Here is a 12,059-nt window from a genome sequence, read left to right on the forward strand (position 1 = left end):
ATCCTTACTGTCGCAAAACACGGACAGGCTCACTTGCACGTACCTCGCCGAGCCGGAGCTTCTGTTTGGCAACAAACAGCGATGCGTTGATCCCCGTACAGGGCTTGCTGCGTTCGGCCCATACAGCAAGACTGATGCTACGCGGCGGGAACACATTCATGTCGGGATTGTCGGCCCCGCGGACGCAATCGACAGGGCGGTTGCGCTGCTCGCCCAGATACAGAACCCGATTGATCAGAAGGAATCCGTCGATTGTGTGCTTCATCCATCGTTCCCCGGCATGAATTCAGGTGAACCATTCCAAATCGACATCACAACTCAGCCGATCTGGCGTCGCCCACTTCGTGCCCTTGACGTTCGGCTGGTTGAGCAAGAGGAGGATTTCACTCGCCGCGTTGGACTCCTGAAAAAGTTCGTCGCTGAAGAAGTTCACGCTCTTGCGGCGCTGGATTCGCCTCCTGATGTCGTCATCTGTGCCATGTCTCAGAACCTCGAAGAGCTTTGCCGAACCGGAATTGCCGAATACGACCGTGAGCATGCTGAAATCGCAGACCTATTGGGCGGCGACGTCGAGGAAGCGCCGGATGACACATCCCGCAGCTTTCGTAGGGGGCTGAAGGCGGAATGCATGGACGTTTTGCCGACGCAGTTAATTTGGCACAAGACGTTGACCGGAACCCGAGGCGTACAGGATTTGGCGACACGGGCGTGGAATCTGACTACAGCCCTCATGTACAAAGCGAAGATCATTCCGTGGCGGCTGGCGGACATAGTGGAAGGCTCGTGTTTTGTGGGCTTGTCCTTCTACCACGAAGATGAAGCACGGTCGCCGTTCCTGCGAACAAGCATCGCGCAGGCGTTTACCGACCGAGGAGAAGGATTTGTGTTACGCGGCGAAACCGTCGAATGGGACGAGCGTAAGGAAAAGGAAAAAGCCCCTCATTTGACGAGTGCTCAAGCGCAGCAGATTCTCGGTCGGGTTGTTGAGGTTTATGAGAAACAGGTCGGTATCAGGCCAAGAAAAGTCGTACTCCACAAGACATCCCGCTACAACGAAGACGAACGTGCCGGGTTTGAAGCCGCTCTAGCCGGGCAAACACCGCAATACTCATTCCTGACGATTACGCGACGAGGCATTTTCTGCCTACGACCGGGATACAAAGCTGTTTTGCGAGGAACGATCATCGACTTTGGCGGCAAGAAGGGCTTGGTGTATACGACGGGTTACGCGCCTTTCTTGCGGTGTTACTCCGGCTTTCGAATCCCGCAGCCACTCGAAATTTCGGAGAACTGGGGTTCGCTGACGTTCCACGAATGCGCTGAGGACATCCTCAGGCTGACGAAGCTCAACTGGAATACTTCTGCTTTCGCTACGCATGACCCGATCACACTCGCTTTTTCTCGACGCGTGGGCGACATCCTGAAGCTCGCCGGGAATCGCGACCCCGCAGTCCAATATCGGTACTACATGTAGGGTAGATGACGAGTTCAGAATACAGATGATGGAAAAACGCTGATTTCCGCGATTTCTGACCTGCAAAATCAAGCGGTTACCGCGCCGCAGCGAGCGGGGTTTTTCGAACGCCGTGGATCGCGCCGACCGAAGGCGGGCGAATCAAGGTTAGCCACCGGCCGCACGGAACTTCGCCGTACCGTCCGAGAAGCTGTCGTCGGGGATGCGTTCGATCCTGACGCAAATGAAGCCGTTCTCTTTCCACGTGCATGAGAACATACGGACGACGCTGTCGCTTTGGTCGCCGTCCACACCGAGGTAAACCGCTCCATCGAGCATCGAGGCAATGCCAGTGGCTTCGCCCTTTTCGATGAAGCTTCCCGCCTTCTTCGCGACGCCTACGCCGCTCTCATGATAGATGTCATACTTCCTGCCGGGGACGAGCTTGTCTTCCAGTTCTCTGCTGAATTTCTGGGATGCCTTTGCCATGCGGTGTTCCCTCCTGTTGAGTACATCCAGAAGCCACTGCGGTTCAAGCACTGAGACAGCGATTGGCCTATCTGTCCAGTCTTCATAGCTACTTCTTTTTGAATACGAAGATCGGCTCCGTTTTGAAGGCACTTTTTCCGATGTGCTTCAGTCCGACCATTTTGGACAGTTGCAGATGCAAGGTCTCGACTCGACGCCAGCCGTTGTCTTCCGCGAATTTGACGAAGACTTTTGTCAGATTTGGATACGCAGCCACGCTGGCGATGTTGATCGCGAGGATTCCATTTCTCTTGAGACCGTGGGCGCAGTTGCGGAGGGTCGCCCCGATGAACCCGTGCAGCCAACTCTCCTGCGTAGGAAATTTGCAGTGGCTTTGCGTCGGTTCGTCGCTGTAATGTTCCCACCCGAAGTAGCTGGGACTACTGAACGCACAGTCCAAGGAATTCCGCTCCGGCTGGAAATCCTCGCTTCCAACCTTGTGAAGTTCGACTTCCATCGTCCGCCGACCGAATTGTTCAGCCATCGGAACGAGTTCCGCAGCCATCTCACGAAGCCCGTCCATAGCGTAGGTCGAGGGATCGGTTCCGATGTAACGATTCACGCGGTCGCAGGCGAGCGCTCCCAGCAGGCGACCGCCAAATCCTGCCGACATGTCCCAGACCGCGCCGCCGCTTTCTGGAAGGAGCCGATGATAAACAGCGGCGGCTGCCGTGGGGCGAAAATTGGAAACGGATTGCGTGCTGGAGAAGCTCCTCAATATTTTTCGCAGCCCGCTGTCGGTGAATGCGTTCCCGAGTTTTGTCCGCCGCTCGATTGCCCTGAGAAATAGCAGATCATTGCTGAACAACTCAACTGGGGTCTTCCTGTTCCCGCACCTCACAGTCCACGCAAGGGGATGATAGTGCCAAGCCAGCGCGAGACCGTGCATCGTTTGCTTGATCCGCCCCTGCTTGTCGATGATCGTTGCGTGGTCGGCGACGAGAAGGTCGAGAAGGTCATGCCGTTTCTCATCCCTCTTCAGTGAGTAAACGGGAAAGCCCTGTTCTCGATATTGCTCGAAATCGGCGCGGCATGACGCGAGGTCGTCATGTCGAAGGAAAGGCAGCACTGCTGGTCGTGCGCTAGTGCCCATTCCGACCGTTCTCCGGCGAATCCCCAAGCATCAGCGCGTGCCGAACTCTCGCTTGCCGCACAATAGCCAAACTGACTCCGCAGGCTTTTGCTGTTTCCTCGTCGGTGCCGCCGTTCTTGGCGATGAACTTGGCGATGCCATAGTGCATGTCGGCGCAGCCGCCGCAGTCTTGAGGGAAGGGTTTCTGAGTGGGTAGAATCGGCGGCAACGTGGCACTACCGTTCATCGCACTGTTTTGAGTTCTAGCTACGGCACGGCGATTTTGTTTAGCACGACTGTTCTGATTTCCGCGACTCGTCACGGCGACGGATACCTCAACTCGCCCGTGCCGCTCGCCGAACCGATCTGCCACGGCTTGCGCGAAGCTCTGAATCACTTTGGCGAAACGCTCGCCGCTTTCAAGCGGCCCAAACACCTTCGCCATCTGGTTCTCGGTGAGCATGAGCAGTGCACGCCAATCGCCTTTGGCCAATCTGGACTGTGCCTTCTGCCCTCGCGAAGAAATTTCGCTAGGCTCGCTTAGGAGTTGCTGCACGCGGCGGGGACTGACATGCAGATTTTGCTTGATCCATTCCGTCCAGCAGGGGCGTCCGGGCACAGGGACTTGCCGCCCCGGCTGCGCCCATCGCCTCCGCGCCTCCCGCAAATAGGGGACAAGCTCTCGCAGTTTCCTGAAGCCCTGAACGCACTTGTCCACCAACTCCGCGTCCGACAGCGTTCGCACGAAGTCGTCGGCTGGCTGAGCTTGAAAATCCAGCGTTCTCCTCTGGGGCAGCAAACGGGGTTCTCCTGCTGCCAGTGTAAAGTCGGCAGGGGCATCGAGAAGCCAAAGGCAGAGGAGTCGCCAATAACCGATTCGACAAAGTGTGGCGCAGAGCCGAAGCAAATGCTTATCGAGCAAGGCTGCGATTTTGCAAAGACACCGGATGCAAACACCGCTTTGTAGGAATTTTCGGGGATCGGCGAACGAAGGGAACTTTGCGGCGGGCACTGAGGTGGGGGGTGATGGAGTACCCAAAGGGAGAGCTGTCACCTCAAGATCGCGCCCAAGTCGTCGATCTCGATCCAGCGCCGAAAACGTATGCCGCGTCTGTGTCTTAGTCGCTGGAGCAAACGGCATCGATCCAATTACGGATAACCTCCGCCACGCCCTTTCTTTTAGGCAGTCCCGCCGCGCTCTCGTGGCTCTGCCTCTTGCAGAAGGTCAGACGTTTAACTATAAATGAGATAGTAATTTCCCAAGAGAGGCTCTTCCCATGCCACGCCTACCTGTTGAGGTTGTCGCGAATGTGAAAAAGGCACGAGAAGCTGCCGTCCTCGCCGTCGAAATATACAACCGTCCCGCGACAGCCTTCCGTTCGGCTGCCTATATCGTTTTGATGGTCGTTGCATGGACGGCTCTTTTTCATGCCATTTTCCTGAGAAAGCGGATGAAGCCCTATTACCGGAAAAAAGGTTCGACACGGCGTTACGAGCGGGTAGATGGTGAATACAAAACTTGGGAACTCGGTGAGTGCATTCAGCAGTTTTACAAAGATCAAAACCCCGCGCTACGAAAGAACCTCGAATTTTTCATCGGTCTTCGGAACAAAATCGAACATCGGTTTTTACCGGAACTCGACGTTGAGATTTTTGGCGAATGTCAGGCAATGCTGATGAACTTTGAGACGCTCCTCGCCGCCGAGTTCGGTACCAATCAGGCGTTGGTCGGAGGGCTTCCTTATGCGCTCCAATTCTCGAAGACTCTCGCGCCTACGCAGTTGGTGGCAATGAGAGGAGCGGCGAAGCAACACCTCCAATCAGTGCGCAAATTTGTCACGAGTTTTAAGTCTTCGTTATCAGAGGACATCCAATCTGACGCTTCATATAGTTTCAAAGTCTTCCTTGTTCCGAAAGTCGGTGTCCACGCAAAGTCTTCCGATCTGGCTATTGAGTTTGTGAAATATGACCCAAGTAAGCCTGAAGAGATGAAGCAGTACGAAAAAGTGATCGCATTGATTAAACCCAAACAGGTATCTGTCGCGAATTTTGGTGCGCTCAAAGCTAGTCAGGTAGTCAAACAGGTGGCGGCCCAATTAGGTCGCAAATTCAATATGAACTCACACCGGAAATGTTGGATGCACTTTAACACTCGACCAGCAGGAGGCAGCCCGACTCCCGAGGCATGTGACAATCGCTATTGCTACTACGATGTTCTTCACAAGGACTACATCTACACACCCGCTTGGGTTGAGTTTCTGATAGAAAAGTTGGCGGATGCGGCGACGTATGCAATTGTGGTCGGGGGCGCAACGCCCCCGGTCGCTGCTGTAGCGGCTGCGGGCGCGTAAGTGCCAGCCTGCCTTCCCGGAGTTCTTCGACGGAGCCACCGCATCCAGCCGAATCTCCCAGCACGTAGCGCAACCAGCCTGCCTCTGCTTAGGTCTGCGCTCCCAAGGCGGCGCGGGTAGTCAGATCGACCTTGAAGGCGAACCACCCGCCGCGACATCCATCTACGCCTTCTACGAACATAGAGGATTCACGCACTGGGGCAAGGGGCGAGAAAAACTAAAACGATGAGCATTAGGTCTGCATTCGCTTGATGTTCAGAGCCTCGGATCGACTGGTTCGCTTTCCAGCGCGAGCACACCGAACACGCACTCATGTACTCGCCTCAGCGGCTCCCGCTCCACAAACCGTTGGAGGGCTTCGATACCCAACGCAAATTCACGCAGCGCCAGCGACCGTTTCGTGCCGAGACCTCTGGCTCGAAGGCGTTCGAGATGCTCCGGCGCGGTGTACTCAGGCCCGTAAATGATGCGCAGGTACTCCCGACCCCTGCACTTCACCGCAGGCTGCACGAGTCCGCGTCGGCTCTTCGTGACGAACTGGAGCGGCTTCACAACCATTCCTTCGCCACCGGATGCCGTCAGTTCTTCCCACCAATCAATGCCTTCCTTGATGCTAGCCTCGTCGTTGACATCGACCACCCTGTATGGCGTCGCCAGAAGAAGCCCCGCATCGGAGGCGCACAGGCGAGCCAGTGTGGTCATGTGCCAGACGTGGTCTTTATCGGAATGCACCACTCCTTCGCTTGCCAGCAGATGAAAGGGTGCGAGCTTTAGGTCTTCCAACGAGTGAACCGTCCAGCAGTAGCGACGGTAAGCCTCAATATAGTGTTCCGCCATTGTCCGTCGTGCGTCGAATCGTCTCATTAGTTCGGACGCTTCTGGCACATGTGTGGAAGTCGCCCGCAACGAAGCTATCGATGCTGTCAGTCCTGCCCGCGCAGCCGCCCCAGTCGGAGCGTACTGCTGGCGAAGCAAATCTTGTGCTTTGGAAGACCACGGCATGAGTTCGCAATCGAGACACAGCCAATCGGTTTTAAGCTCCTCCCACAGGCCTGCCTCGCTTGCCGCCGTCTGAATTCGACGGAGGAACTCCCTCTCCAACGCACTGTCGTTGAAGAACCGCCGGCCCGTCCGCGTGTAGCAGACGCCGATTTCGTCCTGCGTTACCCCGAATCGACGCAATGCTGCGTCCCGGTCGCGGCAAGCGATCACAACCGCACGCGACCCCATGTGTTTCTGCTCGCAGATCACCCTCTCAACATGCGCCTTGCGGAAATAGTCGAATGCCTCACTCGGATGCTCTAGCAAGTCTTTCTTTTGACTGGTCTCGCTGGGCGACATCGTCGGCGGGAGGTAGATGAGCCACTTCGGATTGGAAGCAAAGCGGCTCATCACTTCGAGCGCGGCGATTGCATTTTCCTCGCGAACGGTGAGGTTGCCGTGAAGTCTTGTTTCGACGATGCGTTTCCCGATTACGTCGTCGATGTCGAGGACATCATCCTGCTCGTGCTGCTGCGAGAGCACAATCGCCGTCTGCGCAGACGCCAAAGGCTTCGCGGGTTCGTAGTAAACGCGACGGGCTGGCACGGACAGAATTTCCTTTTCTGGATACCGGAGCGCCGTCAGCTTGCCGCCGAACACACATCCTGTGTCGATGTTGATCGTGCGGTTCAACCATTGCGGTTCTGTGATTGGCGTATGCCCGTAGACCACCGAGGCGCGTCCGCGATAGTCCGCAGCCCAGTTGTAGCGAACAGGAAGCCCGAACTCGTCAGTTTCTCCAGTGGTTTCCCCGAACAAGGCAAACGAGCGGATCGCCCCAGAACCGCGCCCTTGCATCTCTTCCTTCATTCCAGCGTGGGCTACAACCAGCTTTCCGTCGTCGAGGACATAGTGGCTGATGAGGCTGTCGAGGAATTCCGCGACCTTTCTCTTGAATTCCGGCGACTCGGCGTCAAGCTGCGCCACGGAGTCAGCAAGCCCGTGCGCCAGCTTCACGTCCTTGCCTCTTAGCTTTTGGAGAAGTTTCATGTCGTGATTTCCGGGCACGCACAGCGCTGTACCAGCTTCCACCATGCCCATTACCAAGCGCAGCACGTCGGGAATCTTCGGTCCGCGGTCTACGAGGTCGCCAATGAAGATCGCCTTGCGGCTCTCAGGCACTCTCACCTGATAACCATGGCCGTTCTTCTCGACCGAGTAACCGAGGTTCGTCATCAACTCCTGCAACTCGTCGAGGCAGCCATGCACGTCGCCGATGATGTCGAAAGGCCCGTGTTCGTTGCGCCGATTCGTCCACATGGGCTGGCGCTCGATCTCCAATCCGTCTAGTTCCTCTGGCGACCTGAAGATGTGGACTCCACGGAAGCCTTCCCGTTCGAGTCCACGCAGAGACCGACGCAACTGCTGCGCCTGATTGCGGACGACGTGGGAGCCGAAATCGCGGTTCGGTCTGCTTCGATTCCGCTCGTGGCAGAGCTTTTCGGGAAAATCGAACACGATGGCGATTGGCAGCACGTGAAATTCGCGTGCCAACGCGACGAGCGGCTTTCGCGAGTCCTGCTGCACGTTTGTCGCGTCAACGACGGTCAGCCGTCCAGCAGCGAGCCGCTTGCGGGCGATGAAGTGGAGAACTTCGAACGCTTCTTTCGTCGCGGTCTGGTCGTTTTCATCGTCCGACACCAATCCGCGACAGTAGTCGGACGACAGCACCTCGGTCGGCTTGAAGTGCTGCACCGCAAAGGTGGACTTTCCGCAGCCTGACGGGCCGACGAGCAAGACGAGCGATAGTTCGGGAACCGTGATCTTCATTGCCGGAACACGCCCATCTGCGTCGGTGCGCCGACCGCTTGATCCTCTTCGCCCACTGGCTTGAATTCCACGGAGTATCCGAACTGTTTGCCGATCCGAGACGCCCATTTCTGGAACTGCTCACGAGTCCACTCGAAGCGGTGGTCGCGGTGGCGGAACTGCCCAGCCGGAAGCGTCTCGAACTTCACGTTGTATTCCGAGTTTGGAGTGGTCAACACCACCGTCTGCGGGCGAGCAAACTCGAAGAGGACGCGCTCGAACGCAGCGAGCCGTGGCTCGTCGAGATGTTCGATGACCTCGACGACGGCGGCAGCGTCGAAGCCGGACATTCGCTTGTCCCGGTACATGAGCGAACCCTGAATGAGTTTGATCCGTTCCTTCTGCTTCGGCGGCATCGTGTCTAGGTGCAGTCGGTCGGAGGCTACTTCGAGACTCCGGTAGGACACGTCCATTCCAACAATCTCCTCGAACTGCCTGTCCTTCAGCAGTTCGCGGATGAGCTTGCCTTCTCCACAGCCCAGATCAAGCACACGTTTCGCATCGCTCGCCTTGAGTTCCGACGCTACCTGCTGGAGCCGAGCATCGTGGAGACGGAGCGGAGCCTCGACGGCTTGCTCCTGTTCCTCTTTCGTTTCCTGCTCAGCGTCTGGATCAGCGGATTCGTCTTCGGTGAGCCGCGCCAGAGCTTCCCGTGTCAGCGTTCGGAATCCGCGCAGGTAGCGGTTGACGATTGCTTCGCGTTCCGGGTGGGACTGGAGCCATCCCTCGCCGTGCCGCAACAGTTTCTCGACCTCGTCCTTTCCAACCCAGTAGTGCTTGTCGGCGTCGAGCACCGGGATCAGGACGTAGAGATGCGTCAGCAGGTCTTGCAGCGTGACTTCCCTCGCGATCTCGACCGTGTAGTACGGACTCTCGCCCCACTCTGGAAACTTCTCATCAAGCGGATGATGTTCGGCGCTCACAGAGTAGCCGAGCGGCTCGAACAGACGTCGCACGAACGCCTCACCGCCACGGCAAGGCATCGCGGCGATTCTTGCGCTGAGTGGCAAAGGCACAGTCACGAGTTCCGGGCGACCCTTGCTGTTCCCCGCCAGCGCGGAGCCAAAGACCCGTGCGATTGCGACGCTCATAAACGAAGAAGCCACATAGGGGCGGTCGTTGACATACTGCTCAAGCATCCCGCCCTCACCGGACGGGCCGCGCCGCGTCCTGACAAGCCCCACCGGGTCAACGTCGAGTAGCAGTGCTGCTGTGCAGCGATCTGCTGATGCCTGCGGGTAGAACACGTGCGCTTTCCCGAAGGAAAGCTCGAACGTCTGCAAGCGACCCGGATTCTTGTGGAGCAGGTACCCCAAGTCGGTCGCCGGAGCCTTCGTGTTAGCGATTGTCAGGAGCATAACTGAACAGCCATTATGCCGGAAGAAGGATCGAATTACTCGCCGTCCCAACAGTTCGCCGAGTTCTCGCATCTCGCATCCGCCACCGATGAAGCATGCGCGGTCTGGCGAAGTAGCTACCTGCGGCTGTATTTCCTTGTCGCCTCGTCCATCGCTCACTCCTCCTGCAAAGGCTTCGGCGATTCGTTCCGGTCGAGCCTTAGGATCAGGATGTCCTCGACGACCTCGAAACCGCTGGGCGTCAGGCCCTTTCCCAGCGCCTCGCGGATCATCGCCAACTCGTCCGGCTCCAAGCCTTGGATGAAAATGTCCGTGCGCACTATCTCAGGTTTGCGAAGCAGGCTGCTCTTGTAGCCAGCGGGAGGGTTGGCTATCACCCACCGCTCCTGCATCTGGACAGTCCACGTATGCCAGACAGCCTTTACCTTCGGCGGCGCGTAGATCGGGCAGATAAGCTTTCTCATAGCGTGTCTACCTCGCTGAGGCTTCGGGCCGAAGCAGCCTTAGCTTGAGCCTTGAACAGCGGGCATAGATCGTCGTGATTGTCCGAACCCTCGCATTCCGCGATGCAGTTGCATCCTTCGTAGCGGCCGGGGTCGGAAGGCTTTGCCACAGCCTTAGTCTTCTCGGCGAGAGGACATGTGTCTGCGTGGTAGTCCAGTTCCTCAATCTGGGCGTAGCATTCACACCCCTCGTAGCGGGTGTAGCGGTCGGGGTTGGTTTTGGTTTTGCCTCTTCCCGCTTCCAAGCTTGAGACCGCTGGAGGGTTTTCGCAGAGGTGGGATTTATCCCGAGAGAGAGCGGCACCACACTGCTTGCAGTTTTTGGGTTTTCGGTTCTTGGTTTTGCTGTTGTCTTTCTCTTCGGTCTGCGCGGCAGGCGGCGCAGCCGCCGCAGGTTTTGCTTCTGGCGCAGCCGCATGCTCAGTCGCAGAGGCAGAGGCAAACCCAACCTCAAACCCAAACCCATACGCATTGGGCAAAGGTCGGGCAACTTCGGGCAAATCCGGGCAAACTTGGGCGACCTCTCGGCAAGCCTCGACTTCCTCAGCCAACTGCTTCGCCCTCCCGAGCTTGCCTGCGGCAGACCGGACAGACCGGATGTGCTCCCGATGCGCCTTGATCTCTTCGCGCTCGGCTTCCGGCAGGCCCTCCAGATGCAGCCTGTTAATGACCGCGCTGGCGAAGCTCACCGCAGCCGGGGCTGTCATCGGCTCGCCCTTGGCGTCAAGCTTGCTGCGTTGGTTGACCGCCGCGTCCAGTCCGCCCACTATGGCGTCCAACTCAAACCTGATCAGCCACGACTGAAGCTGAGGCTCGGGCAGTTGCCCGATGCCCGGCAGCGTCTCGGCCCAGTAAGCCCGGACAATCTCCGCCGCCTCCCCGTGTTGCTTCAACTTTTCCAAAATGTCTGCTTTGCTCATATCACACCTATTGTTTGTCCTTCAGCTTGCGAGGCTGCATCACTTGCGCGGGTAGATTTGGGGAAGCCGGGTGTGATGAGACGGCTTCCCCGACGCTTGTAAGCGCCCGCATTTAGAGATACTCGGATTGAGGGAAGTTCTAAGGTTTGCGCTTTGTGCGTGACCCCAGAAGAATCCCAGCCTGCTCGCGGCGGTCTGACCGCACGCCGCCTAAAGAATGAATCGAAAAGACGAGGTCCTTAGCCGGAATCAGGATTCGCACCGTCAATTTCCCAGTGTTGATGCGTTTTTTCGATCTTGAAAGGTCACCAGCGTACTTGCAGAGCAAATACGCGATCCCTCTTATGAGGGAGGAATCGTGAGTCGATACGCCGAAATCAAGAAGGCAACTGCTCAAGTCGTGGACGTCCGAGTCGTAACGAAGGCGAGCACGGCAACAGCGCATGCGGCGATCCGAGATGTGATTGTCGGGAACCCGACCCTCTCGTACCAGCAGATCGCGGACATGCTCGGCTGCTCTCGCTGGCTGGTTTACCGCGTCGCCGTGGAGTTCGGGGTCAGGCGACCGAGAGGCACGGGCAGTACGGCTCGACGCAAGGAGGAACAGTGAAGCGCAGGAAGTATTTCGGCCGGGAACAGGCGTTCGAGGTCATTTGGCAGAACGCGGATCGCGAAGGAATGTGGCTCGCCGATGCCGCCAGCTTGGCAGCAGAGTTTGACGTGTCGGAAGACGAAGCCCACTCGGTGCTCAGTGAGCTTTGCGACCGCCGCCTCATCGAGAAGGTCTACAAGCAGACGTATGTCATCGTAAATTGGCGAGAGAGGAATGATCCTGACGGGCCATCGGAAAGCTTCTAGTATTGGCTACTCAACGAGACTGAGCCTGTACACCAAAGGGGATCGTTCCTGCCGACCAGTTCACGGTGTCATAACCGCCCAATTTGGTCGGGAACAAGATGAAGTTAACGTCCAACGGCGCTTTTCGGGCCACCCCCCCACGCCTGCCGACAACGTCCGACACGCG

At 57.5% G+C, this 12,059-nt stretch carries 12 protein-coding genes; 4 read left to right on the forward strand and 8 right to left on the reverse strand.

All coding sequences use genetic code 11. The features are described from left to right. Positions 1 to 4: 4 nt before the first annotated feature. Complete coding sequence (locus VGR81_13310; GenBank protein ID HEV2289916.1) at positions 5 to 265, reverse strand: hypothetical protein; 261 nt, start codon at positions 263 to 265, stop codon at positions 5 to 7. Here VGR81_13310 and VGR81_13315 point away from each other — a divergent pair. Further along, entirely contained in the window at positions 257 to 1,474 is a 1,218-nt protein-coding gene (locus tag VGR81_13315; protein ID HEV2289917.1) for a hypothetical protein, read from the forward strand. The two genes, VGR81_13310 and VGR81_13315, sit on opposite strands and share 9 nt — an antisense overlap. Before the next feature lie 147 nt (positions 1,475 to 1,621). On the opposite strand, the gene VGR81_13320 is transcribed toward VGR81_13315, so the two are convergent. From VGR81_13320 to VGR81_13330, 3 genes are all read right to left on the reverse strand, one after another. After that, on the reverse strand, positions 1,622 to 1,942 hold the full coding sequence (locus tag VGR81_13320) for a hypothetical protein (GenBank protein ID HEV2289918.1): 321 nt from the start codon (positions 1,940 to 1,942) through the stop codon (positions 1,622 to 1,624). A gap of 88 nt (positions 1,943 to 2,030) precedes the next feature. Beyond that, entirely contained in the window at positions 2,031 to 3,074 is a 1,044-nt protein-coding gene (locus VGR81_13325; protein HEV2289919.1) for a hypothetical protein, read from the reverse strand. Further along, positions 3,064 to 3,852, reverse strand: a complete 789-nt coding sequence (locus VGR81_13330; GenBank protein HEV2289920.1) for a hypothetical protein — start codon at positions 3,850 to 3,852, stop codon at positions 3,064 to 3,066. The genes VGR81_13325 and VGR81_13330 overlap by 11 nt, the downstream gene beginning before the upstream one ends. Positions 3,853 to 4,330: 478 nt before the next feature. Between VGR81_13330 and VGR81_13335 the strand changes: the two genes are divergently transcribed. Further along, on the forward strand, positions 4,331 to 5,404 hold the full coding sequence (locus tag VGR81_13335; protein HEV2289921.1) for a DUF3644 domain-containing protein: 1,074 nt from the start codon (positions 4,331 to 4,333) through the stop codon (positions 5,402 to 5,404). 255 nt (positions 5,405 to 5,659) lie between these two features. On the opposite strand, the gene VGR81_13340 is transcribed toward VGR81_13335, so the two are convergent. The 4 genes from VGR81_13340 to VGR81_13355 form a co-directional block, all read right to left on the reverse strand. Then, positions 5,660 to 8,215 (reverse strand): polynucleotide kinase-phosphatase, encoded by a 2,556-nt coding sequence (locus VGR81_13340; protein ID HEV2289922.1) that lies wholly within the window; start codon positions 8,213 to 8,215, stop codon positions 5,660 to 5,662. Further along, positions 8,212 to 9,684, reverse strand: coding sequence for a 3' terminal RNA ribose 2'-O-methyltransferase Hen1 (locus VGR81_13345; protein ID HEV2289923.1), 1,473 nt, complete (start codon positions 9,682 to 9,684; stop codon positions 8,212 to 8,214). Before VGR81_13345 ends, VGR81_13340 begins: the two co-directional genes overlap by 4 nt. An 83-nt stretch (positions 9,685 to 9,767) precedes the next feature. Next, complete coding sequence (locus VGR81_13350) at positions 9,768 to 10,076, reverse strand: hypothetical protein (GenBank protein ID HEV2289924.1); 309 nt, start codon at positions 10,074 to 10,076, stop codon at positions 9,768 to 9,770. Beyond that, positions 10,073 to 11,035, reverse strand: a complete 963-nt coding sequence (locus VGR81_13355) for a hypothetical protein (GenBank protein HEV2289925.1) — start codon at positions 11,033 to 11,035, stop codon at positions 10,073 to 10,075. Before VGR81_13355 ends, VGR81_13350 begins: the two co-directional genes overlap by 4 nt. A 358-nt stretch (positions 11,036 to 11,393) precedes the next feature. On the opposite strand from VGR81_13355, the gene VGR81_13360 reads away from it, so the two are divergent. After that, positions 11,394 to 11,645, forward strand: a complete 252-nt coding sequence (locus tag VGR81_13360) for a hypothetical protein (protein HEV2289926.1) — start codon at positions 11,394 to 11,396, stop codon at positions 11,643 to 11,645. After that, positions 11,642 to 11,893: a hypothetical protein gene (locus VGR81_13365; GenBank protein HEV2289927.1), complete on the forward strand. Its 252-nt coding sequence runs from the start codon at positions 11,642 to 11,644 to the stop codon at positions 11,891 to 11,893. The genes VGR81_13360 and VGR81_13365 overlap by 4 nt, the downstream gene beginning before the upstream one ends. The last annotated feature ends 166 nt before the right edge of the window (positions 11,894 to 12,059 follow it).

The organism is Candidatus Acidiferrales bacterium (assembly GCA_035934015.1).
GTDB lineage: Bacteria > Acidobacteriota > Terriglobia > Acidiferrales > UBA7541 > DAHUXN01.

Coding starts and splice junctions, on each gene's coding strand:
- VGR81_13310 (HEV2289916.1), bottom strand. CDS start 265: ATGAAGCACACAATCGACGGATTCCTTCTGATCAATCGGGTTCTGTAT.
- VGR81_13355 (HEV2289925.1), bottom strand. CDS start 11,035: ATGAGCAAAGCAGACATTTTGGAAAAGTTGAAGCAACACGGGGAGGCG.
- VGR81_13345 (HEV2289923.1), bottom strand. CDS start 9,684: ATGCGAGAACTCGGCGAACTGTTGGGACGGCGAGTAATTCGATCCTTC.
- VGR81_13340 (HEV2289922.1), bottom strand. CDS start 8,215: ATGAAGATCACGGTTCCCGAACTATCGCTCGTCTTGCTCGTCGGCCCG.
- VGR81_13325 (HEV2289919.1), bottom strand. CDS start 3,074: ATGGGCACTAGCGCACGACCAGCAGTGCTGCCTTTCCTTCGACATGAC.
- VGR81_13335 (HEV2289921.1), top strand. CDS start 4,331: ATGCCACGCCTACCTGTTGAGGTTGTCGCGAATGTGAAAAAGGCACGA.
- VGR81_13350 (HEV2289924.1), bottom strand. CDS start 10,076: ATGAGAAAGCTTATCTGCCCGATCTACGCGCCGCCGAAGGTAAAGGCT.
- VGR81_13320 (HEV2289918.1), bottom strand. CDS start 1,942: ATGGCAAAGGCATCCCAGAAATTCAGCAGAGAACTGGAAGACAAGCTC.